The following is a 22,014-nucleotide window of genomic DNA, read 5'->3' on the forward strand; positions in this document are numbered from 1 at the left end:
TTCAACTAATGAAAACCAAGACTAAAAAACCCGTATCTCCTCAAAGAGTCGCCCATCAGGTGCGAATCATCGGCGGCCAGTGGAAGCGCAGCTTGTTAAGCGTGATTGAGGCCGATGGCCTGAGACCAACGCCAGACCGTGTCCGTGAAACGACATTTAACTGGTTGAACCATCTTTTTAACGCGAATTGGGCGCAAGTCAGTTGCCTGGACTTATTTGCCGGCAGCGGCGCGCTGGGATTTGAAGCCGCCAGCCGTGGCGCGCATCTGGTCACGATGGTGGAGTCACATACGCCGGCGTTCAAGCAGCTCGAACAGGTTAAAGCTAAACTCGAAGCGCATCAGTGCCAGTTGCTCAGGGGCGATGCTGGTAAAGTGATCACGAGCGCTGCGGCCGAAGGGAAAAAATTTGACCTGATCTTGCTGGACCCGCCTTTCGGACAAGGCTGGCTGGCAAAAATTTTGCCTGTTTGCCGCGAAGCGCTGAGTAATGATGGGTATGTTTACGTCGAGGCAGAATTCCCGCTCGACGAGCAAAGTAGTGACCCGGATATGCAGGAATTGCTGAGCGGATGGCAGGTGATACGGGCGGATAAAGCCGGAAGTGTGTATTTCCATATTCTGCAACGCAACATTTTGCAGCATAATGCGCACGAAAATCAGGCATAATGCCAGATCAATTTAGTGCATATCATTATGCAAACAGCGCAAATAGCGAAAATAAGGAGTCAAGATGGTCACAGCCGTTTATCCGGGAACATTTGATCCGCTGACCCGCGGTCACGAAGATCTGGTGCGTCGCGCCTCAGGTCTTTTTGATACTTTGGTGGTTGGTGTTGCCGACAGTAAAAATAAACGGCCATTTTTCTCTCTGGAAGAGCGCCTGAGCATTGCGAATGAAGTGCTGGGACATTATCCAAATGTGCGGGTGGAGAGTTTTTCTGGCTTGCTCAAGGATTTCGTCAGGAAAAATGATGCCCGCGTGATCGTGCGTGGTCTGCGGGCCGTGTCGGATTTTGAATATGAGTTTCAGATGGCAGGGATGAACCGTTATCTGTTGCCGGATGTGGAAACGCTGTTTCTGACGCCGTCTGACCAGTATCAGTTTATCTCAGGTACGATCGTGCGTGAAATCGCGATGTTTGGCGGTGATGTATCCAAGTTCGTTTTTCCTTCGGTTGATCGTTGGCTCAAGCAGAAGGTTGACGCGCTGAACGAAAGTAAATAAAGCGTTACTGCCATGCCGCAGATGCGCAGATGAAATGAAAGTGAAGTAAGTATGGCCCTGATGATTACCGACGATTGCATTAACTGCGACGTGTGTGAACCCGAATGCCCGAACGACGCGATTTTTATGGGGCCGGAGATTTATGAAATCGACCCGCATAAATGTACGGAATGTGTTGGTCACTACAAAGAACCGCAATGCAAGCAGGTTTGTCCGGTGAACTGCATTCCATTCAATCCTGAATGGCGTGAGACGCCAGCGCAGTTGCAGGCGAAATACGAACATTTACAAGCGGCACAAGTTAAATAATTTCGTTGCCGCTGCCGGTTATTCGCAACGCACCTGATTTCTGCCGGAACGTTTAGCATCATATAAGGCGCGGTCGGCGCGAGAGATCATTTCTCTTGCCACCGCAGTCGCCTCGCCCAGATTGTGTTTCTCCGACACAGTCGTCAATCCGATAGAAATCGTGGTGGAACAATGTCCCTTATCTGACAGTGTAAATGGTTTGCCTGCGATACTGCGACGTATGCGTTCTGCTACCAGCATGGCGTCCTGCAGATTGGCGTTGATTAGCAACACCACAAATTCTTCTCCGCCAAAACGGCCCAGCGTATCGCTTAAACGTAATTCTGCCTTGATCCGTCTGGCCACCTCACACAAGACATCATCGCCGCCCTGATGACCGTGCTGATCATTAATTTTCTTGAAGAAATCGATGTCCAGATACATACAGGCGATGCCGTAAGACTGCCTGCGGGCGCGGGCAATTTCCTCTAAGGTGCGTTGCTCCACATAGCGGCGATTACTGACATTGGTCAGTGGATCTGTCAGACCGATATAAACGAGTCGTTCATTATTCAGAACATTTTCTAAACAGATCGCTATGATGGAGCCTAGGCGCTCAATGAAATCGGTTGCCATCGTTGTCAGGAAACGCTCTGCACTGAAGCTGCCCAGATTCAGGTAGCCGATCAGGCGGTTTTGCCGCACCAGCGGAATGACTGCAACACTGGCGGGTTTTTTGGCGCAGCTGCGATATAAGTTACCGTACAGATGACCCTGATATTTGCCTAACAAAGGTTTGTAAGACAGCAGTGCTTTGGTCTGTAATTCGTGTTCGTGGCGGACAAAGAGCAGGCCGGGAAACTCTTGCAGGTCAATGCGCAGATCGTTCAGCATTTGTTGTAAATCCTGACGCGGATCGACCAGCGCGAGAGTCACGATATCAAGATCGGAAGTGTTTGCCAGTTCGCTGAAAATATAGCTGATCAGTTCTTTGAAATGACTCGCACCGATGATTTTCAATTCAAAACTCTGATGACGCGCGAGTATGCTTTGATTCCTGTGAGCCAGTTCCAGGATATCGTCGAGCTGTGAGCGGAGGGCGTGATTCTCCACCCGGAGATTTTCCAGACTTTGTGCCTGACGTCTGGCATTCACATTGGCTCTGTCCATACTTCCTTATTTTTTTCGAGAGAATGCGGTATTCAAAACGCAATCGGCATCTCAACTTCATCGCCGATGCGTAGCACTAAACCCGCACCTTGTTCGAGGATGACGTTCATGCCAAATGTAATTTCGCCATCAACAATCGGGTTGGCGCGATAGCTTTGTAAAATATCGACGGGACTTGCGCCGACTTCACCCGTCAATTGATCGACCGCCGGAATCGGGCAGCGCGGGCAGGGTTTAACAGGACGCAGCTGTATGCCATTCTTCAACAGATAACTGGCAGCGTAGTCTTCCTCGAATGCCTCAACGCCATCAATGACGATGTTAGGGCGGAAGCGGTTCATGGGGACGGCCTGACGTCCTTGTGCAATGGCTCTGCGATTCAGATCTTCGAGTGAGGCCTGCGCAATCAATAGTAAAGGGTAACCATCCGCAAAGCGGGTCGGCGCCAGTGTGTCGCCGGTCCATTTGGCATTGGCATAACGCTGTGCCTGTGGCGTGAAACGCACCAGCCGGCATCGCGTACCTAAGGCTTGGCTAAACCAGATCGCCGCTTCTTCACCGGCATCATCTGCGATGACTTCCGTTTCCCATATCTGGACAGTGATTTTTTGCGCATCGGCATTTGCTTTGAGCGAAATACTCAGCGTTGCCATCGCATCGGTATCGACGCGTAAGGTGTCACCAGCAATTGTTATCCGCAGACAGGCCATGCGGGGATATTCACGTTGCGTCAGAAAAAGACCGCTCTCGTCGACCAGCATCCATTCACGGTCACTGACACCGCCGTAGCTCAATCCACTCGCGGTTATCACTGCTTCTGTCAGCGCAATGCCAGCACAGGATTTGATTGGATACATCGTGAGTTCGGAAATGGAGGGCATGCGGTAAATCTGAGAGTAAATGCGGTCAGGTCAAGTATTTTAATGCCTTATGGCAAAACGGGTGAGTTTAAATTGTCAATCACATCACTTTTAAGGTGCGTCAGCGGTGCCACGGAATTGGAGACGATAGGCGGAAGGCGAAATTTTCAGCACTTGTGCAAAATACCGTCGCATCAGTAAGGCGGAGCCGAAACCGGCAGCGGATGCAATCTCTTCGATAGTCTGTCGGCTCGATTCCAATTGCCGTTGCGCATAGTTCAGTCTTTGATGCAGCAGCCACTTACCAACTGTGGTTCCAGTCAGTTGCTGAAAATGACGGGTAAATGTTCTGCGACTCATCAGCGCTTTATTGGCCAGCATATCCAGCGTTTGCGTCTGATCTAAATGACTGTGCATCCAATGTAAGACTTTCCCTAAGCGATCGTCGCTGGCAAGTACCGGTATGGGTTGTTCTATGTATTGCGCTTGCCCGCCCTGACGATGGGGGGCTACCACCAGCCTGCGTGCAACCTGATTCGCTAACCCGGCACCAAAGTAGGTGCGCAGCAGATGAAGGCAGCAATCAATACCCGCTGCGGTTCCTGCCGAGGTCGTGATTTTGTCCTGATCAACGTACAGGACATCCGGCTTGACATGGACTTGCGGATAGCGACTCGCAAACTCCTGCGCCAGTGCCCAATGGGTCGTTGCCTCGCGTTGATTCAGCAAACCCGCATCGGCTAAGACGAAAGCGCCGAGGCAAAGGCCAACGATATGTGTCCCGTTTTTGTTAGCCAAGCGCAGCAATTTGATTAACTCGTCCGGCGTCGTTCGTAAATCTTCGTGCCACGATGGAATGATAATGATGTCGGCTCGCCTGAGTGTTGACAGGCCATATTTGGTTTCCAGCGTATAGCCTGCGCTGGTTCTGATTTTGTGATTTCCCACTGTGCCCGCCTGCGAGCAGACACGTAAGCGTATTTCAGGGGTGTCAGCGTATTTATGTAAGTCACCGAACACCAGACTGGGTACCGATAAATGAAACGGGCTGATGCCATCAAACGCCAGCACACCAATCGTGAGCGGCGATGCAGCGGATTTTATTAATGTGGCAGAGGGATTCGGCATGGCCTGATTGTATCTAAATATGTCAATCGGGTCACTCTGAAAAATAGCGAATTTCACGCAAAATATTCATTCACACAGCACCGCTTTTGTTGCTGATACTGAGTTGCCTCGCTTATCTGAAAAAGGAAAATATATGTCTGCTCCCGCATTAAACCCATCCGCACCGCGCCGTGCCCTGATTGTGATTGACGTGCAGAATGAATACTTCAGTGGTCAGATGCGCATCAGTTATCCCGATCCGCAATCGTCTTTGCAGCAGATAGGCAGGGCGATGGATGCTGCGCATCAGGCCGGTATTCCGATTTTCCTTATTCAGCATTCTGCGCCGGAAACTTCCCCGGTGTTTGCCCGCGGCTCCGAAACCTGGGCATTGCATGACGAGCTTATGCAACGACCGTTTGATGTGTTAATAGAAAAAGCCAAGGCCAGCGCATTTAGCGGAACAACACTGGATGCGCAATTGCAGGCATTACAGATCGACACGCTGAGCATCGTTGGCTATATGACGCATAACTGCAATGCCAGCACCGTATTTGAGGCTGCGCATCGTGGCTATCAGGTCGAAGTCCTGAGCGATGCCAGCGGCTCGCTGCCGTACCGGAATGCGGCCGGTGCTGCCAGCGCAGAAGAAATCCATCGTGTATTCCAGGTGGTATTTCATTCAAATTTTGCCAGCTCCTGTACGACAGACCAGTGGTTAGCTGCACTTGAGCAACAAGTCCCGCTCAGTCGCAGCAATGTCTATACATCGCACCAGGACGCAATCAGCAAACCGTCAGCAAGCCGTGACCAGCCCTAAGCGCTGACGCCAATAAAAAAGCGGAGCCCGGTTATGGGCTCCGCTTGCTAGCGTGCAATCAGGCCTGAACAGATCTGACTTCTATCGTTCGACTCAAACGTTAAACAGGAAGTTCAGTACGTCGCCATCTTTCACAACGTATTCCTTGCCTTCGGCGCGCATTTTGCCGGCTTCTTTGGCGCCCGCTTCGCCTTTGTGGGCGATGTAGTCATCGAATGCGATGGTTTGGGCGCGGATGAAGCCGCGTTCAAAGTCGGTGTGAATCACACCTGCTGCTTGCGGTGCGGTGTCGCCGATGTGGATAGTCCATGCGCGGACTTCTTTAACACCCGCGGTGAAATAAGTTTGCAAGCCGAGCAATTTGTAGGCTGCGCGGATCAGGCGATCGAGACCAGGTTCTTCCATGCCCATATCGGCCAGGAAATCGGCCTTGTCGGCGTCATCCAGATCGGCGATTTCAGATTCGATCGCAGCGCAGATGGCCACGATAGGCGCATTCTGGGATGCGGCAAATGCGGTCAGTTGATCCAGCAATGGATTATTCGTGAAGCCGTCGTCGGAAACGTTGGCGACATACATCGCAGGCTTGGCGGTGATCAGGCACAGCGGTTTGATCAGTGCCATTTCGTCGGCATCCAGACCCAGTGCGCGTACTGGTTTGGCTTCGTTCAGCGCTGGCATGATGCGTTCCAGCAAAGCGACCAGCTTGGCAGCATCTTTGTCGCCGGAACGGGCTTTTTTGTTTTCGCGGTGAATCGCTTTTTCCACGCTGCCCATATCGGCCAGCGCGAGTTCGGTTTGTATCACTTCGATGTCATCCAGCGGGCTGACTTTACCGGCAACGTGAATCACATTGTCATCTTCAAAGCAGCGTACGACGTTGACGATCGCATCTGTTTCACGGATGTGCGCGAGGAACTGGTTGCCCAGACCTTCGCCTTTGGATGCGCCAGCGACCAGACCGGCGATATCGACAAATTCCACAATCGCATTTTGTATGCGTTCAGGTTTGACGATTTCTGACAATTGTTTCAGGCGTGGATCGGGCACTTCCACTACGCCGACGTTAGGCTCAATGGTGCAGAAAGGATAGTTTTCTGCCGGGATGCCCGCTTTAGTCAGTGCATTGAATAAGGTGGATTTGCCGACGTTAGGCAGGCCGACGATGCCGCATTGGAGACTCATAGTGTTTTGCCGATCAGATTGAATTAACCCGCTATTTTACCGGATTTGACTGCCATTCTGACCCGGATACTGCTGATACGCTGTAAATAAGCGAGTAACAGGCCGCCGGCAACGGTTAATCCGAGGATCAGACCGATCCAGAATCCTTGCGATGCCATTGGTGACGATGGCCGCCACGGCATCCATTCCGGCGCTAATCCCAGCAGGCAGCCTATCGGCAGGGCAAAGCCATAAAACGCCATCAGATGAATCAGCATCGGGGTGCGGGTGATTTTGTAGCCACGGATCGCGCAGGAAGCAGTAACCTGCGCCGCATCGGATAACTGGAAAATAGCGGCGAACAACAGCAGATCCGCTGCCAGTTTTTGCACTGCCGGGTCTGAGGTATAAGCCGCCGCAATACTGTCGCGGAACACGGTAATGCCGGTTGCAGAGACAAATGAAAAGGCAAGCGAGAGGCCAACCCCGACCCAGGATACAAAGCGCGCGCGCAGCTCATCGCCTTCGCCGAGTGCCTGACCGACGCGTGTTGTCATGGCGATGCCCAAGCTCATCGGCACCATGAACACCAGCGAGGAAAAATTCAGCGCAATCTGATTCGCCGCGACTTCAATCACACCGAAACGGGCGATCAGCAAACCGACCGAGGCAAACGCAGATACTTCGGCAAAATACGTGACACCAATAGGCAGACCCAGCTTGAGCGTGGAGCGAATTTCAGCCCAGTGCGGCGGCTCGACATGCGAAAACGGATTGGTCGCACGATACGCCGGAGCGCGTCGCATCCACCAGATCATCGCTCCAAACATCAGCCAGATACCGACGCCGGTCGCGACCGCGCAGCCGCTGGCGCCGAGTTGCGGCAGGCCGAAATGGCCGTAGATCAGCAGCCAGTTCATGACGACATTAAACAGCAGTCCGCCCAGTGCCATCACCATCACAGGCTTGGTCTGATTCAGGCTGGTGGTGTAGCCATACAAGGCGCGGTACATCGCAAAAGCAGGCATGCCTATGCTGATGATATGCACAAAGCGGCTCGCTTTTTCCTGCACTTCCGGCTGCAGTTGCAGATATGAAAATACAAGCGTGGAGGCATTCAGTAACAGGCAGGCGATCAGGCCGACACCAAGACCCAACCACAGCGATTGCCTGACGATATGCGGGACGCGCTCGTATTGTTCAGCGCCAACTTCATGCGAAACGACAGCATTGACCGCCATCATAATGCCCATCACGGTGACCAGCACGATGGTCCAGAGTGAAGTGCCGAGCGAGACCGCAGCTAGCTCTTCGGCATTGAAATGCCCGGTCATCGCAACGTCGGCGACACCCATGCCTACTGTGGCAAGCTGGCCGATTAAAACAGGCCAGGCAATTTGCCAGAGAGCGGCGGCTTCGGTACGGATGCGGGTTTTCATGCTGAACTTCTGTCTTTCTTGAAAGGATCAGCATCTTAACCGATCACTGTGACAGACTCAAAAAAACTGCACCAAAATTGGGATGATTGGGATAATTTTTATTCCATCACCAAGTAAATATGCGCCGTACAGAGCATTTATCTCTTGTAAGGCGCATATTGATTGGGACTATATATTTTAAATTCAGTTCAGCGATGTCAGTTCAGTGATTCAGGAGACGAACTTGTGACATGTCCGGTTGCGCGATGAAAGCAGCGAGATCATCGCGCATACGGGCGCTGTCTGCGATGGCGATTTTCCATTGCTGAACCCGCAGCGCATGATTCAGCCCGTAATGAAAGAAATCCTGACGATCCGGCAGTTTGCCACGTGGCAGTTGCCGTACAAATTCCGCCGAAGGCGAAATCATGACGACATTATCGACCCAGCTGCGATGGCGGCCTTGGCCTGCACGTCGCCACGGCATCGCTTTATCGAGCCAGCCGGGGATGATGCGATCAGTAAAATGTGGATACAACACCAGCCCGGCATCGCCCTTGTCTGCACTGCTTTGTATGCGCTCGTAAGGCAGCGCCAGATGGTAATCAATCATGCCGCCATCCCAGTAGGTGCCTGCGGGTGCGCCGGGAATATGCCTGACCGGTTCCATCACCAGCGGCAGGGTGCCGGATGCCAGCAATGCGGGCGCGAGATTGTCGGTGCTTAAGTCGCACAAATGAGTATGGAAATGATCGAATGGCTTCTCCAGCCAAGCGCTAGCTGCGGCGCGATTGCTGATGACGACGCGTTCTATGTGCCGCGCCAGAAAGTCGCGTGACAAAATGTTGGCGCATGCCGCACTGGCAAAACCGGCTTTCGCCTGCATTGCTGTGGTGGGTGACTGCAGCAGTCCACGCCCGCGATTCGCCAGTATCTGCAAATGCTGTAAAGGGTGATTGACGATTTCATGCTCGTAGCCACTGATGAACCGCTGCAGTAATTGTGTGATCTCTTGCGTCACCAGCGCGGCGGGCGGTTTTTCCGGATACTGCTGTTCGCAATACAGATCGGCCAGCCTTTGAAATGCCGTAACTGGCTTGGTACAACTTGCCGCTGCCATGCGCCACGCACCGATGGATGCGCCGATCAGCGTGCGTTGGCGCGGTGCCGCAGGCAGCCATTCACCGAACAACCATTGATCCAGACCTTGCAGTATCAGGCCTTTGGGGCCACCGGCAGCGGCGGGAATCAGCGCGATATCCGCGGCTTGCAGACCATGTTGCTGAAGGTGCGCAAAGGCCGTTTTTCCGGCAAAAATCTGTATGGAAGAAGGCATCTCTAAGTTGTCCCGCTTACTTTGCGCTGGTATGCAGACGGGTCATCGCTTCGGCGGTCTGACCTTCCACCATCAGGGGCAGCACATCCAGACTTTTTGCTATCGCTTCGTCGATCAGCGGCTGCTCTTCTTTACGTGGGCGATGCAGTACAAAATCGGCGACGCCCTGATTCAGATTCAGCGTGCGCGGATGGCCGATGCCGATACGGAGTCGCCAGTAATCCTGCGTGCCCAGCGCTGCCGTAATATCTTTGAGCCCATTATGGCCGCCCGAAGATCCGCCTTTTTTCAGTTTGGCGACACCGGGCAGCATATCGAGTTCATCGTGCACGACCAGCACCTGATCCGGCGTGATTTTATAAAAGCGGCAGATCGCACCGACAGATTGCCCGGATCGGTTCATGAAAGTTTGCGGTTCCAGCAGCCAGACTTCCTCTCCCGCAATACGTGTTTTGCCGACCAGCGCATTAAAATTTTTATCGCGCTGCAAGCTGACCCGTAGCTGATCGATCAGCCAGAAGCCAGCATTGTGGCGGGTTTGTTCATACTCAGGCCCCGGATTACCGAGGCCGACAATCAGACGAATAGACATGGTGAGACTACTTCTTGCGTTTCTTTAAAAGAGGTAACAGGTATTTGCCGGTCACGCTGTCGGGATTGGCGGCAACTTGTTCCGGCGTGCCGGTGGCGATGATGCGGCCGCCGCCAGCACCGCCTTCGGGGCCAAGATCAATCAGCCAGTCAGCGGTTTTAATCACGTCCAGATTATGTTCGATGATGACCAGAGTATTGCCCTGATCGCGCAGTCTGTGTATCACTTTCAGCAACAGGGCGATATCGTGGAAATGCAGACCTGTCGTTGGCTCATCGAGAATATACAGCGTGCGGCCGGTATCACGTTTCGATAATTCCAGCGACAGTTTGACGCGTTGCGCTTCACCACCGGACAAGGTGGTGGCGCTTTGTCCGAGGCGGACATAACCCAGTCCCACATCCAGCAAGGTCTGTAATTTACGCGCAATCACGGGAACAGGTTTGAAGAATTCATGCGCATCTTCGACGGTCATTTCCAGCACCTGATGGATGTTTTTTCCTTTGTACTGTACTTCCAGCGTTTCGCGGTTATAGCGCTTGCCGTGACAGACATCACATGGTACATACACATCCGGCAGGAAATGCATTTCGACTTTGATCACGCCGTCGCCCTGACAGGCTTCGCAGCGACCGCCTTTGACGTTGAATGAAAAACGGCCTGCGCTGTAACCGCGTTCTTTGGCGGTTGGCACGGTCGAAAACAAATCGCGTATCGGTGTGAACAAACCGGTGTAAGTCGCCGGATTAGAGCGAGGTGTGCGTCCGATCGGTGCTTGATCAACCGAGATCACTTTATCGAAATGCTCCAACCCGCTGACATGATCAAATGGTGCCGGTTCGGTTTGCGAGCCATACAGATGGCGCGCCGCGACGTGATACAGCGTGTCGTTCACCAGTGTGGATTTGCCTGAGCCAGAGACACCAGTGACGCAGGTCAGCAAACCAACCGGCAAATGCATGGTCTCATTTTTGAGATTATTGCCACGCGCACCGGCGATGACTAATTGCTTGTCCGGATGGCTTTCATGACGCTTGGCCGGTACTGAAATTTCCAGTTCGCCACTCAGGTATTTTGCGGTCAGTGAGCGTGTGTTTGTCATGATGTCATCCAGCGAACCCTGCGCGATCACTTCGCCACCATGCACGCCAGCACCGATACCCATATCGACCACAAAATCGGCGCAGCGTATTGCGTCTTCATCGTGTTCGACGACCAGCACGCTGTTACCAATGTCGCGCAGATGTTTGAGCGTGTCGATCAGTCTGTCGTTATCGCGCTGATGCAAGCCGATGGAAGGTTCATCCAGTACGTACATCACGCCAGTCAGCCCGGAGCCAATCTGCGATGCCAGACGGATGCGCTGGGCTTCACCGCCGGAGAGTGTATCGGCGCTGCGTTCGAGTGACAGATAATCGAGGCCGACGTTATTCAGGAAAGTCAGGCGTGCCGTGATTTCTTTGATGATACGGTCGGCAATATCGCGTTTCGCACCGTGTAAGGTCAGATGTTCAAAGAAATGCAAAGTCTCGCGCAAAGGCATGGCGCTGATATCGTAAATCGCTTTTTCCTGTTTGCCTGCGCCAACTTTGACATTGCGTGCCTCTACCCGCAGACGCGCACCGTCACACGATGGGCATTGTTTTTCATTGATGAATTTCGCCAACTCTTCTTTCACCGCCATCGAGTCGGTTTCACGATAGCGGCGTTGCAGGTTGGTCACCACACCTTCAAACGTGTGCTCTTTGATGACGGTACGGCCTTTTTCGTTGATGTAGGTAAACGGTATGGTTTGTTTGCCGGAGCCGTACAAAATGATTTGCTGCGCTGATTCCGGTAATTGCTCAAACGGCGTATCAATATCAAATTCATAGAATGCCGCCAGGTTCGACAGCATCTGGAAATAAAACTGATTACGGCGATCCCAACCTTTAACGGCGCCGCTCGCTAATGATAGATTCGGGAAAGCGACGATGCGTTTAGGATCGAAAAATTCGATATGACCCAGCCCATCACATTCCGGACAAGCGCCCATAGGATTGTTAAACGAAAATAGACGCGGTTCCAGCTCTTGCAAGGAATAGCCGCAGATAGGGCAGGCAAATTTATTCGAAAATAACTGTTCCTGCTGACTATCCATATCCACGATCAGTGCGCGGCCATTCGCAATCCGCAGGCAGGTTTCAAAAGACTCCGCCAGACGTTGCTTGATTTCTTCTTTGACTTTCACGCGATCAACGACAACATCGATCGTATGCTTTTCAGTTTTCTTCAGCTTAGGCAAATCATCGACTTCATAAATCTTCGCTTCATGCGTGCCGCTTTGCACACGGAAACGAACGAAACCTTGCGCCTGCATTTGCTCGAACAGATCGACATGCTCGCCCTTACGGTTGGATACCACAGGTGCCAATATCATCAGTTTGGTATCTTCCGGCATTGCCAGCACGGTATCGACCATTTGCGATACCGATTGCGCGGCCAGTGGATTTTCCGGATGATCCGGGCAATATGGCGTGCCGACGCGGGCGTACAACAGGCGCAGATAGTCGTGAATTTCGGTGACGGTACCGACGGTCGAGCGCGGATTATGCGAAGTCGCTTTCTGCTCAATAGAAATCGCAGGTGACAGGCCTTCGATCAGATCGACATCCGGTTTTTCCATCAGCTGCAAAAACTGCCGTGCGTAGGCCGACAGCGATTCCACATAACGACGCTGGCCTTCAGCGTACAACGTGTCAAACGCCAGCGACGATTTACCTGAACCCGATAAGCCAGTAATCACGACCAGCTTATTGCGCGGCAAATCGATGTTGATGTTTTTCAGGTTATGCGTACGCGCGCCGCGTACGCGGATCAGCTCGCGCTTCTGCATACGGGCAATATCGTCCGCATCGAACTCGATTTCGGCTGGTTTTGGTGCTTTAGCGGCTTTTGGTCGTGTCGTCATGATATTTGATCTGAATTTGGGCTGAGGCAAGCAACCTGCTACTATAACGGGTTTTTGAACATTACCGCAGGCTCGTCTTTGCTTTGCGCAAATTACCTCACGTGGGCGAGTTTTTAATATGACTATGGCAACAAAATCCGATAGCACTGGTGCAATACAAAGTGAATCATCCGGGATGAGCCGCGATGAAATCCGTTCCGCCACATCATTAGCGTCGATCTTTGCCTTGCGCATGCTCGGATTATTTTTGATTTTGCCAGTCTTTGCGATACACGCAAAAACGCTGCCGGACGGCGATAACGCCTTGCTGGTCGGGCTGGCGATGGGGATTTATGGTCTGAGCCAGGCATTTGGTCAGATTCCATTTGGCATTGCATCGGATAAATTTGGCCGCAAACGTATCATCGTCATCGGTCTGATTTTATTTGCCGTTGGTGCGTTTGTCGCTGCATCCGCCACCACCGTCATGGGCGTTCTGATCGGCCGGGCGATTCAAGGCGCAGGTGCAATTTCCGCCGCCATTACTGCCTTAATCGCTGACTCGACGCGCGACGAGCACAGAACCAAAGCGATGGCGATGGTAGGTGGCTCTATCGGTTTGACGTTTGCCTTGTCGCTGGTGATCTCCCCCTTGTTGTATCAGAGCATAGGTATGGGCGGCATTTTTGCGCTGACTGGGGTACTCTCGCTGATCGCGATAGTTGTCGTTTTATATGTCACACCGGATGCCCCTGCCTTGCAGCACGAGCCTGTGCCCTTATCCGTTGTCCTGAAAAACCGCGAACTGATGCGCTTAAATTATGGCGTGTTTGTACTGCATCTGTCACAGATGGCGATGTTTGTCGTCGTGCCTTCGGTGTTGGTTCAGTTTCTCGATTTGCCGGTTGCATCGCACTGGAAAATCTATTTACCGATTATGTTTGCGTCGTTTATTGCGATGCTGCCAGCGATTTTTATCGGTGAAAAATATGGCAAGATGAAACAGGTGTTTGTCGGTGCGATTGCCTTACTGTTGTTGGTGCAGCTGGGTTTCTGGCAGTTCCTGCAACAGCCTTTTGCTTTGGTCAGTTTATTGTTTGCCTTTTTTGTGGCTTTCAATATTTTAGAAGCGAGTCAGCCATCGTTAGTCTCGCGTATTGCGCCGCCTGCAGCGAAAGGTGCGGCACTGGGCGTGTATAACACCTTGCAAGCGATAGGCTTGTTTTGTGGCGGCGCTGTGGGTGGGTGGGTCAAACAAAATCTTAGCGGATCAAGCGTCTTTATTGTATGCGCAATAATGACGGTGCTGTGGCTTATAATCGCGATCAACATGCCCGACATTGCTAAACGCACGAAAGCAGCGCCCGCAGTGCAGGCTTAATTAATACACATTTGAATTACAGGAAAACAGGAGAATTACATGGCATCCGTGAATAAAGTCATCATCGTCGGCAATCTTGGCCGCGACCCTGAAACACGCTACATGCCAAGTGGTGACGCGATGACCAGCATTACCGTCGCGACAACCGATAGCTGGAAAGATAAAGCGACTGGCGAAAAGAAAGAGCAGACCGAATGGCATCGCATTACCTTCTTTGGCAAGCTCGCTGAAATCGCTGGCCAGTATCTGAAAAAAGGCTCACAAGTCTACGTCGAAGGCAGCTTACGCACTCGCAAATACACAGACAAAGACGGCGTCGAAAAATACGCAACCGACATCAAGGCGGACAGCATGCAGATGCTGGGCGGTCGTCAGGGCATGGGCGGCGGCGCAGCCATGGATGACAGCGGTTACGGCGGCGGAGCACCTGCTCCCGCTCCACGCCAGGCCGCAGCGCCTGCGCCACGTCAGGCCCCAGCTTCTCGCCCGGCACCGAACTTCTCAGATATGGATGACGATATTCCGTTTTAAAATATACCTGTTACATAAAATGTAAAGTTTTTAATTTAAGGCCTTGATTTATCAAGGCTTTTTTATTTGCAGAGAAAAATAAATACAAATTTTTTTTATAAGATGTTTGCGATTTGATTAGCAAAAAGAAATATGTTGAATAATGATAAGTCTTTGATATATATGGAATTGTTTTCCTCAAAAATAAAGAAAATTTATATCTTTAAAAGAAATGTAAATCAATGTAATTGTTAAAAAATAATTTCTTATATTGCACTATGATTTTCACGCATTAATCCGTCTCATTTTTTGGATAAATCGTCGGAGATTGATGACTGTATCCCAAAAATCATATCGGTCACCGGCATCGTATTCAAGGGCAATGCCGCTTAAATTGATCGTAAAAAAATTGATCTCTATTCCGGTGGTAGCGGCATGTACATAGTGTGTGACATGTTTCTCTGTCATTTGATCGCTCATATCGATTTCTGCGACACGATGGAAAATGAGTATCCGGGTTTATTTACTCCTCGCTGGCGAACGTCGTTGTTGTCAGCAATAGGTTGATCTCAATTTCAAATTTATTAGGTGAGGATTCCACATGTGGTCAGGAAGTAAAACGCCGTATCTCAAGCAAAGTATCGCTCTGACACTTTTGATATGCACAACTGCTTGTGGGAATAGTTCCAGCAGTTCAGCCAATCCGGATAGCAATAACAGTAGCTCAACGGGATCGGGTTATGAGGTGGTAACGGTGACAAAACCTGAGAACCTTGCGCAGTATCGCGACTGGTATAAAAATGGTTATGACGCTTGCGTCGGTTTCGCGCAAATAAAAAATCTGCCAGTCAAGCCGTTTATTGATATTCCTGCTGATTTTATTATCGATAAAGATACATACGTCAGCGATGGAAAAAATTACTCTCATACAACGGTCAGTAACGTCATCAAGGTCGATATGACTCCGGAAAGCGGCTGTGCCTCGTCGATCGCAAAAACAGAAACATTACGTGTTGTGAACAACGGAAACAGCTATCACATTGATGTTCAGGAAAATGGCGAGCGTGTCTCGCAGCCTGTGCAAGCAGAAACTAAAGGTGGCGAGGAAAATAGCGCAATCTATACCGATGCCAAGGTGGTTAATGGCATCCAATTGAAATGCTTGCCAGAAAATGCGACGACGCAAATTGCAGGTCAGGTTTGCATGATTGAAACTCGGGGTTCGACCAAATTTATCGGCTACGACGGTAAATACGTGGCAGGTTATGTCAGGGCATTGACTGCAAAAGATCAGTTCGGTGTCGTCATTACTGAACCGGTTTCGGTGAAAGTCAGCGCGTCCATAGATCCTAAGGTTTTCAATATCAAATAATGACACAGTTGGCGCACAGTCGATTTCTACGCGGGCAAGCCATGATGGAGTTCCTGGTATTTGTCGGCGTCGCAATCAGCCTTTTTTTAGGCATCTTATATCTTGGTAAATTCCATGATATTCAGGCGCATACGATCCAGGCCGCTCGTTATGCTGCATGGGAAAGGACTGTGCGCGATACGCCAACTTATCATGATTCCTGATTCAACAGCGGCTTCTGACGTAAAGAAATTTCAGCAATACGGACGCTAGAAAATCGGTGTGATCCGATAAAAATTTTGGCACAAATACATTGTAAAAATTTAACAAATATTTACTTAAGTTAAATCTTGTGTGCTGATGTTTTTTTATGAAAATATCAGCATATGATTCCGCCTGTTCTGGCATGAATAAATAAACATCCTGTGTTTCTTTGAATCAGGTTTCTTGGACAGAACATGCCTGCTGACAATGAACTCGTGTTCATGATTTTTTTATGTGGCAGGTTGCTCTCGGGGAAATAAATGGGAGCGTAGCGCCGGAGTTTGCGCTAATGCATAAAAAAATGAATCTGGAATATGGTACTGAAATGAAAGACATATCCAGCTTGCACAGATAGGCACAACTTGATATCGGTCAATATCGATCGCAGCGCGTCAGTCCTAGAATCGGATATGACATGCGCAAACAGTGTGTTTGTCTGACCGATCAAATTCAACAAGAAAAAGAGTCTACATTATGAAATGGTTTAACAACTTAAAAATTGCCTCCAAGTTATTGCTGTCATTTTCGATCGCAATCGTGCTGAGCATTTTTCTCGGTGTTTTTTCCATCGTCCAGTTAAGTAAGGTCAATGAAGCTGCAACTGCGGTTGCGACAAATTGGCTGCCAAGCATACAAGTCTTGGGCCGGGTAAAAATGGCGATGGCACGCATCCGCAGTTTTGAACAACAGCATATTCTGGCAACGACGCCGGAGGATATGCAGACCGCAGAAAAAAATGCTGCAAAGCAGGTCGACGATTTGATCTCTTTACAAAAAAAATATGAGTCGCTGATTAGTGAAGAAGAAGAGAAAAAGATTTATCCGGAAGTAGCAAAAAGCATTACTGTATTTCTGGCGGAGCACGCCAAGATCATTGAATATTCTTCTAAGCGGACAAAAGAAGAAGCCATTACGTTGATGCGCGGCGAATCGACAAAAGTTTATCGTGCGATGCTGGCCGAAGCGGATAAGCTGGCAGATATCAATGATGCCGGCGCTGAGAAGTCGAGTGAATTTGCTGGAAAAACTTATAGCGATTCCAGAACCTGGATCGTCGTACTGATAGTCGTGATTGCGGTTCTGTCATTTACGTTCGCTTACTGGATTGCGCGCTTAATCTCAGTGAAGCTGAATGAGGCTGTGACGATTGCAAATACGATCGCAGGCGGCAATCTGAATCAGCAAATTCAAGTCACTTCACAAGACGAAACAGGTCTCTTGCTGCAGGCATTAAAAGAAATGAACAGCAGTTTGCAGAATATTGTCGGCCAGGTGCGCGATGGAACAGATACGATTGCGACAGCGTCGGCGCAGATCGCCAGTGGCAATCTGGATTTGTCCTCGCGTACAGAACAACAGGCAAGCTCGCTTGAAGAAACTGCATCTTCTATGGAGGAACTGACTTCCACCGTAAAACAAAACGTGGACAATGCCCGTCAGGCCAATGTGCTTGCGGTGGCAGCTTCTGAAGTTGCGGTCAAAGGTGGTGCTGTTGTTTCGCAGGTGGTCGATACGATGGGGGCGATCGATACGTCGTCTAAGAAAATTGTCGATATCATCAGCGTGATTGACGGCATTGCTTTTCAGACAAATATTCTGGCACTGAATGCAGCAGTGGAGGCCGCGCGTGCAGGTGAGCAGGGGCGTGGTTTTGCCGTCGTTGCCAGTGAGGTGCGTAGTCTCGCGCATCGCTCCGCCAGTGCTGCGAAGGAAATCAAGCAGTTGATTGATGATTCCGTTAGTAAAGTTGATACCGGTAGCCGTCTGGTGGACCAGGCTGGTGTGATGATGGAAGAAATCGTTAACAGCGTGAAACGTGTCACTGACATCATGGGAGAAATTACCTCCGCCAGTATTGAACAGGAAGCCGGAATCGAACAAATTAATCAGGCGATTACGGAAATGGATACTGTTACCCAGCAGAATGCCGCACTGGTGGAAGAGGCTGCTGCTGCCGCTGCTTCTTTACAGGATCAGGCTGCAGATCTGGCGCAAGTGGTCAGTGTGTTTCAGTTGTCCGGTGGCAGTGCTATTAATCCGAAGAGCACAGTAAAAGAAGTGAGAGACACGAAGACCCAGAGCCGCATCAGCCAGGCAAAACACGAGCCTGTATTGAAAAAAAGTAAAAAGGCGACACCACAACTGACCAGCGTAAGCGCGGCTAAACCTGCCAGAAATGATGAGTGGGAAGAGTTCTGAGTTTTGAGTTCAGAATAACGATATTAGGATAAAAAACGCACTCGATTTTTATGTCGAGTGCGTTTTTCATTTTGGCAGAGCTCTGAGAGAGCAGACCAGTCTGGCCATTTTTCCGGTACCGGAAAAATCATGTTTGGTGCTTATTTTTTGTCAGCTTTGGCAGTTTCTTTTTTTGCTGCGTTGGCTTTTGCTAATTCATTTTTTTGCGCTTCGTACCAGATCATTCCTTCCATACCAACTTCTTCACCCTGAGCGCGCGCCTGTACCAGTTCAGCGACAACTTCGGCACGGGTTTTAGGGGCTGGTGTCGTTGTTTCTGCTGCAAAGACTGCATTTGTGCTGAGGCTGATCAGGCCAGCAATGAATAAATATGTCGTTTTCATTTAAGTTTCCAATTCAGTTATTAAGAGTCAAAACGCCCTATCCCTGATGCTTATGCTGCCGATAGCATTGCGGCCTACATATAACCGGGTAAAAGTGGTCTTTGAGTGTGCCGAACGACGATCTATAAGGTGGGGATCTGGCTTTGTTGAATAAGCGTATTGTGTAAAAGGCTTATTGACGGACGAAGTGTAGGCTTTTCTTTTTAATCAAAAAAGACGAGTATCGGGAATATACTATTGCTTATAGCGGAACAATAAGGGGCTTGAAAAATGGACAGGCTACAATCAATGCGCATATTTTCCAAGGTCGTTGAGTTGGGCGGATTTGCCAGAGCCGCAGTTGCTCTGGAGATGTCAAATGCCGTTGTGACCCGCTACGTCGCAGACCTTGAATCACATCTCGGTACGCGCTTATTAAACCGGACTACGCGCAAATTATCGCTGACTGAAACCGGGCATGTTTATCTCGAACGCGTCCGCCAGATTTTGGCTGATATCGAAGACGCTGATGCGATTGCTGCAACATCAGCAAAAAAGCCGAGTGGCACCTTGCGGATTTATTCGGTGCCGGGCTTTGGCGTGTCACAACTGGCCCCTTTGCTGCCACTTTTTGCAAAAAAATTCCCCGATATTATTCTGGACATCAAAATTTCTTCGCATTCTATCGATATGGTGGAAGAGGGGATTGATGTTGGTTTTTTTCTTGATTTACAAAAAATCGATAGCAGCATGATCGCCCGTCAACTGGCAGCTCCAGAAGTCATGTTGTGCGCGACACCTGAATATCTGCGAGCCAACGGTACACCGCAAACTTTAGACGATATCTCTCAACATCGGTGCCTGAATTATGGCTTTGATTTTATGCGTCACAATTGGATGATTCACGAGCGGGATGCGGAAGAGTTTTCTTATCCCGGGAAATCAAAACAAGCGTTAAAGCAGATACCCGTCAATAGCCGGGTTGTTTCGAATAACACAGATATTCTTCGGGAATGCGCTCTTGCTGATATGGGCCTGGTCTTGTTGCCATCCTATTCATTGGAAAATGATATCCGCAGCGGTCGCCTGATCCGGCTGCTTCCTGATCACTTGTTTGGTAGTGTCACTATTTTCATGGCTTACCCCAGTCGTCGTTTGCTTTCTGCAAAAGTCCGAAGTTTTATTAATTTCATTGTTGAAAAATTTCCGCACGCTGGCATGACGCAGCAGACACTTTGATCTGCCATAAAAAAATTGCATGTACCCTGAGCTTGAACAGTCTGTGAAGTGATGATTTCACTTATTATTAGATTGGCATCCTGAAGGTAGGCGTTTTTAACACTGGTGTTGTATTACTTGGCTCACTTGTTCAGTCAGGGGTGGTGATTTTAGTCGCCGGATGTTCAGGGTATCGCTGTCAGCGAAGTTGAACCGGTATTGATCTGAGAATCAATAGTGCGGCAGAGGAAATTTCCAATAGACGTCAGAAACAAAGGTGATGAAGTATGTTGCATGGATATCGGTATCAAACTTCCCGAAGTGATCGCTCTGACGATGTATCTGCCGGACTTCCAGCGCAGCTGATATCAATGACGTCAGCGACGCTGCTGCTTGCGTTGCTGGCAGGCTGTACGTTATCTGCACCGGCACCTCAATCGTCTGCATCGCCTGTTGCTGAGGTTTATACCGAGGCACCGGCGCACGATGCAGGTATTCCTGCCACTCAGATCAGTTGGCAAACGTATTTCACTGATCCGGCTCTGCGTCATCTCATTGAGCTGGCCTTAGCCAATAATCGTGACGTGCGCAGTGCCTTGTTGCGTGTGCAGGAAATGCGCGCGGCTTACGGCATACAACGTGCAGATCGTTTGCCTACGATCGCTGGCAGTCTGGATGCGACGCGTACTGCTGTGCCCGGTGATCTGAATGTATCGGGTCGGCCGGTGGTCGGTAATCAGTTTCAGCTTGGTGTTGGCTTCAGTAGCTGGGAGATTGATTTTTGGGGGCGTGTCAGCAGTCTGAATGCGGCTGCATTAGAAACGTATCTTGCCAGCGATGCGACCCGCCGTGCGACGGCGCTGAGTCTGATCACACAAGTAGCGAACAATTATCTTGCTTTGCGCGAAACGGATGAGCGTCTGATGCTGGCACAACGCACTGTCGCGAGTCGCGCCGAATCCTTGCGTATATTTCGTCGTCGTGTCGATCTGGGGGCAACTTCCAGACTTGAACTGACGCAGGTCGAGTTGTTGTCGCAACAGGCAATGGCATTGCAGGCGCAACTCGAACATACGCGTGCGACCCAGATCAATGCATTGACCTTGTTGGTGGGGCTACCGCTGCAACTTCCGCCTGCGTCCGGGCAATTCAATGCTCTGCCGCCATTACCTGAATTGAAGGCTGGGTTGCCCTCAGATCTGTTATTGCAGCGACCGGACATACTCGCTACCGAGCATGCGCTGCGAGCAGCACAAGCGAATATGGCTGTCGCCCGAGCCGCATTTTTCCCCCGAATTGCCTTAACCGCATTTGCTGGCACGGCAAGTGCTGAGTTAAACGGATTATTCAGCAGTGGCAGTCAGGCATGGACTTTTTCACCGAGCATTACCTTACCGATTTTTGACAGTGGCAGACGCGAGGCAGTTACTGAAGTCGCCCGGTTGCGGCGCGAGCAGGCTGTTGCCCATTACGAGCAAACAGTGCAGGCTGCTTTCAGGGATGTTGCTGATGCTTTAGCTGCGCGCCACTGGTTGGCAGCACAGGAAGGAATCGCGCGCGAGACCCTGAAAGTACAGGCTGAGCGTGCACGGTTGGCGAAGCTACGCTATGACCATGGTTCGGCACGCTATCTGGAAGTGTTGGATGCAGAACGTGATTTGCTGTCGAGCGAGCAGCAACTGGTACAAATACATCGCGCCAACCTTTCAGCACAGGTCGCACTTTTCGCAGCACTTGGCGGCGGCAGTCAGTTTGCTGATGAATTATCTGTGTCTATTGTCGATCCCGTATCGGTGCCCAAAAACAATCAGGAATAAA

20 protein-coding genes are annotated in these 22,014 nt (G+C 50.5%); 10 read left to right on the plus strand and 10 right to left on the minus strand.

Going from position 1 to position 22,014, the window contains the following annotated elements; translation table 11 throughout:
• Nucleotides 1-8 precede the first annotated feature (8 nt).
• The 3 genes from rsmD (at nucleotide 9) to H8K38_RS08965 (ending at nucleotide 1,536) form a co-directional block, all read left to right on the plus strand.
• Nucleotides 9-668, plus strand: coding sequence for a 16S rRNA (guanine(966)-N(2))-methyltransferase RsmD (rsmD, locus tag H8K38_RS08955; protein WP_186884473.1), 660 nt, complete (start codon nucleotides 9-11; stop codon nucleotides 666-668).
• 64 nt (nucleotides 669-732) lie between these two features.
• Nucleotides 733-1,227, plus strand: coding sequence for a pantetheine-phosphate adenylyltransferase (coaD, locus tag H8K38_RS08960; protein WP_186884474.1), 495 nt, complete (start codon nucleotides 733-735; stop codon nucleotides 1,225-1,227).
• 51 nt (nucleotides 1,228-1,278) lie between these two features.
• On the plus strand, nucleotides 1,279-1,536 hold the full coding sequence (locus H8K38_RS08965; protein ID WP_186884475.1) for a YfhL family 4Fe-4S dicluster ferredoxin: 258 nt from the start codon (nucleotides 1,279-1,281) through the stop codon (nucleotides 1,534-1,536).
• Between the two features lie 18 nt (nucleotides 1,537-1,554).
• Here H8K38_RS08965 and H8K38_RS08970 read toward each other — a convergent pair whose 3' ends face one another.
• From H8K38_RS08970 to H8K38_RS08980, 3 genes are all read right to left on the minus strand, one after another.
• Nucleotides 1,555-2,685, minus strand: a complete 1,131-nt coding sequence (locus tag H8K38_RS08970; protein WP_186884476.1) for a diguanylate cyclase — start codon at nucleotides 2,683-2,685, stop codon at nucleotides 1,555-1,557.
• Between the two features lie 32 nt (nucleotides 2,686-2,717).
• The gene (locus H8K38_RS08975; protein ID WP_186884477.1) at nucleotides 2,718-3,566 is read right to left on the minus strand and encodes an MOSC domain-containing protein; all 849 of its coding nucleotides are present in this window, start codon (nucleotides 3,564-3,566) and stop codon (nucleotides 2,718-2,720) included.
• 90 nt (nucleotides 3,567-3,656) lie between these two features.
• A complete protein-coding gene (locus H8K38_RS08980) occupies nucleotides 3,657-4,673 on the minus strand; it encodes a GlxA family transcriptional regulator (RefSeq protein ID WP_186884478.1) in 1,017 nt (338 codons plus the stop codon).
• A 133-nt stretch (nucleotides 4,674-4,806) separates the two neighbouring features.
• Here H8K38_RS08980 and H8K38_RS08985 point away from each other — a divergent pair, with 133 nt between their 5' ends.
• Nucleotides 4,807-5,472, plus strand: a complete 666-nt coding sequence (locus H8K38_RS08985; RefSeq protein WP_186884479.1) for a cysteine hydrolase family protein — start codon at nucleotides 4,807-4,809, stop codon at nucleotides 5,470-5,472.
• A 93-nt stretch (nucleotides 5,473-5,565) separates the two neighbouring features.
• Here H8K38_RS08985 and ychF read toward each other — a convergent pair whose 3' ends face one another.
• The 5 genes from ychF to uvrA all read right to left on the minus strand — a co-directional run bounded on the left by ychF (nucleotide 5,566) and on the right by uvrA (nucleotide 12,857).
• The gene (gene ychF / locus H8K38_RS08990) at nucleotides 5,566-6,657 is read right to left on the minus strand and encodes a redox-regulated ATPase YchF (RefSeq protein ID WP_186884480.1); all 1,092 of its coding nucleotides are present in this window, start codon (nucleotides 6,655-6,657) and stop codon (nucleotides 5,566-5,568) included.
• Between the two features lie 23 nt (nucleotides 6,658-6,680).
• Nucleotides 6,681-8,075 (minus strand): MATE family efflux transporter, encoded by a 1,395-nt coding sequence (locus H8K38_RS08995; protein ID WP_186884481.1) that lies wholly within the window; start codon nucleotides 8,073-8,075, stop codon nucleotides 6,681-6,683.
• 202 nt (nucleotides 8,076-8,277) lie between these two features.
• Nucleotides 8,278-9,390, minus strand: a complete 1,113-nt coding sequence (locus H8K38_RS09000) for a patatin-like phospholipase family protein (RefSeq protein ID WP_186884482.1) — start codon at nucleotides 9,388-9,390, stop codon at nucleotides 8,278-8,280.
• 16 nt (nucleotides 9,391-9,406) lie between these two features.
• Entirely contained in the window at nucleotides 9,407-9,982 is a 576-nt protein-coding gene (gene pth / locus H8K38_RS09005) for an aminoacyl-tRNA hydrolase (protein WP_186884483.1), read from the minus strand.
• A gap of 7 nt (nucleotides 9,983-9,989) precedes the next feature.
• Nucleotides 9,990-12,857 carry an excinuclease ABC subunit UvrA gene (gene uvrA, locus H8K38_RS09010; protein WP_186884608.1) on the minus strand — a complete coding sequence of 956 codons (2,868 nt, stop codon included), beginning with the start codon at nucleotides 12,855-12,857 and terminating at the stop codon, nucleotides 9,990-9,992.
• A gap of 250 nt (nucleotides 12,858-13,107) precedes the next feature.
• On the opposite strand from uvrA, the gene H8K38_RS09015 reads away from it, so the two are divergent.
• Together H8K38_RS09015 and ssb are read left to right on the plus strand one after the other, a co-directional pair.
• Nucleotides 13,108-14,292: an MFS transporter gene (locus H8K38_RS09015; protein ID WP_186884609.1), complete on the plus strand. Its 1,185-nt coding sequence runs from the start codon at nucleotides 13,108-13,110 to the stop codon at nucleotides 14,290-14,292.
• A gap of 39 nt (nucleotides 14,293-14,331) precedes the next feature.
• A complete protein-coding gene (gene ssb / locus H8K38_RS09020) occupies nucleotides 14,332-14,823 on the plus strand; it encodes a single-stranded DNA-binding protein (RefSeq protein ID WP_186884484.1) in 492 nt (163 codons plus the stop codon).
• Between the two features lie 264 nt (nucleotides 14,824-15,087).
• Here ssb and H8K38_RS09025 read toward each other — a convergent pair whose 3' ends face one another.
• On the minus strand, nucleotides 15,088-15,282 hold the full coding sequence (locus tag H8K38_RS09025; protein WP_186884485.1) for a hypothetical protein: 195 nt from the start codon (nucleotides 15,280-15,282) through the stop codon (nucleotides 15,088-15,090).
• A 274-nt stretch (nucleotides 15,283-15,556) separates the two neighbouring features.
• On the opposite strand from H8K38_RS09025, the gene H8K38_RS09030 reads away from it, so the two are divergent.
• Nucleotides 15,557-16,174: a hypothetical protein gene (locus H8K38_RS09030; protein ID WP_186884486.1), complete on the plus strand. Its 618-nt coding sequence runs from the start codon at nucleotides 15,557-15,559 to the stop codon at nucleotides 16,172-16,174.
• A gap of 717 nt (nucleotides 16,175-16,891) precedes the next feature.
• Complete coding sequence (locus tag H8K38_RS09035) at nucleotides 16,892-18,616, plus strand: methyl-accepting chemotaxis protein (RefSeq protein WP_186884487.1); 1,725 nt, start codon at nucleotides 16,892-16,894, stop codon at nucleotides 18,614-18,616.
• 140 nt (nucleotides 18,617-18,756) lie between these two features.
• Here H8K38_RS09035 and H8K38_RS09040 read toward each other — a convergent pair whose 3' ends face one another.
• Nucleotides 18,757-18,999: a DUF4148 domain-containing protein gene (locus H8K38_RS09040; RefSeq protein WP_186884488.1), complete on the minus strand. Its 243-nt coding sequence runs from the start codon at nucleotides 18,997-18,999 to the stop codon at nucleotides 18,757-18,759.
• 288 nt (nucleotides 19,000-19,287) lie between these two features.
• On the opposite strand from H8K38_RS09040, the gene H8K38_RS09045 reads away from it, so the two are divergent.
• Nucleotides 19,288-20,217: a LysR family transcriptional regulator gene (locus H8K38_RS09045; protein WP_370587076.1), complete on the plus strand. Its 930-nt coding sequence runs from the start codon at nucleotides 19,288-19,290 to the stop codon at nucleotides 20,215-20,217.
• Between the two features lie 350 nt (nucleotides 20,218-20,567).
• Nucleotides 20,568-22,013, plus strand: a complete 1,446-nt coding sequence (locus H8K38_RS09050; RefSeq protein ID WP_186884490.1) for an efflux transporter outer membrane subunit — start codon at nucleotides 20,568-20,570, stop codon at nucleotides 22,011-22,013.
• Nucleotide 22,014: the final 1 nt, after the last annotated feature.

It is taken from the genome of Undibacterium sp. FT79W (assembly GCF_014284215.1).
In the GTDB taxonomy this organism is placed as follows: domain Bacteria; phylum Pseudomonadota; class Gammaproteobacteria; order Burkholderiales; family Burkholderiaceae_D; genus Undibacterium; species Undibacterium aquatile.

Coding starts and splice junctions, on each gene's coding strand:
- rsmD (WP_186884473.1), top strand. CDS start 9: ATGAAAACCAAGACTAAAAAACCCGTATCTCCTCAAAGAGTCGCCCAT.
- coaD (WP_186884474.1), top strand. CDS start 733: ATGGTCACAGCCGTTTATCCGGGAACATTTGATCCGCTGACCCGCGGT.
- H8K38_RS08965 (WP_186884475.1), top strand. CDS start 1,279: ATGGCCCTGATGATTACCGACGATTGCATTAACTGCGACGTGTGTGAA.
- H8K38_RS08970 (WP_186884476.1), bottom strand. CDS start 2,685: ATGGACAGAGCCAATGTGAATGCCAGACGTCAGGCACAAAGTCTGGAA.
- H8K38_RS08975 (WP_186884477.1), bottom strand. CDS start 3,566: ATGCCCTCCATTTCCGAACTCACGATGTATCCAATCAAATCCTGTGCT.
- H8K38_RS08980 (WP_186884478.1), bottom strand. CDS start 4,673: ATGCCGAATCCCTCTGCCACATTAATAAAATCCGCTGCATCGCCGCTC.
- H8K38_RS08985 (WP_186884479.1), top strand. CDS start 4,807: ATGTCTGCTCCCGCATTAAACCCATCCGCACCGCGCCGTGCCCTGATT.
- ychF (WP_186884480.1), bottom strand. CDS start 6,657: ATGAGTCTCCAATGCGGCATCGTCGGCCTGCCTAACGTCGGCAAATCC.
- H8K38_RS08995 (WP_186884481.1), bottom strand. CDS start 8,075: ATGAAAACCCGCATCCGTACCGAAGCCGCCGCTCTCTGGCAAATTGCC.
- H8K38_RS09000 (WP_186884482.1), bottom strand. CDS start 9,390: ATGCCTTCTTCCATACAGATTTTTGCCGGAAAAACGGCCTTTGCGCAC.
- pth (WP_186884483.1), bottom strand. CDS start 9,982: ATGTCTATTCGTCTGATTGTCGGCCTCGGTAATCCGGGGCCTGAGTAT.
- uvrA (WP_186884608.1), bottom strand. CDS start 12,857: ATGCAGAAGCGCGAGCTGATCCGCGTACGCGGCGCGCGTACGCATAAC.
- H8K38_RS09015 (WP_186884609.1), top strand. CDS start 13,108: ATGAGCCGCGATGAAATCCGTTCCGCCACATCATTAGCGTCGATCTTT.
- ssb (WP_186884484.1), top strand. CDS start 14,332: ATGGCATCCGTGAATAAAGTCATCATCGTCGGCAATCTTGGCCGCGAC.
- H8K38_RS09025 (WP_186884485.1), bottom strand. CDS start 15,282: ATGAGCGATCAAATGACAGAGAAACATGTCACACACTATGTACATGCC.
- H8K38_RS09035 (WP_186884487.1), top strand. CDS start 16,892: ATGAAATGGTTTAACAACTTAAAAATTGCCTCCAAGTTATTGCTGTCA.
- H8K38_RS09040 (WP_186884488.1), bottom strand. CDS start 18,999: ATGAAAACGACATATTTATTCATTGCTGGCCTGATCAGCCTCAGCACA.
- H8K38_RS09045 (WP_370587076.1), top strand. CDS start 19,288: ATGCGCATATTTTCCAAGGTCGTTGAGTTGGGCGGATTTGCCAGAGCC.
- H8K38_RS09050 (WP_186884490.1), top strand. CDS start 20,568: ATGACGTCAGCGACGCTGCTGCTTGCGTTGCTGGCAGGCTGTACGTTA.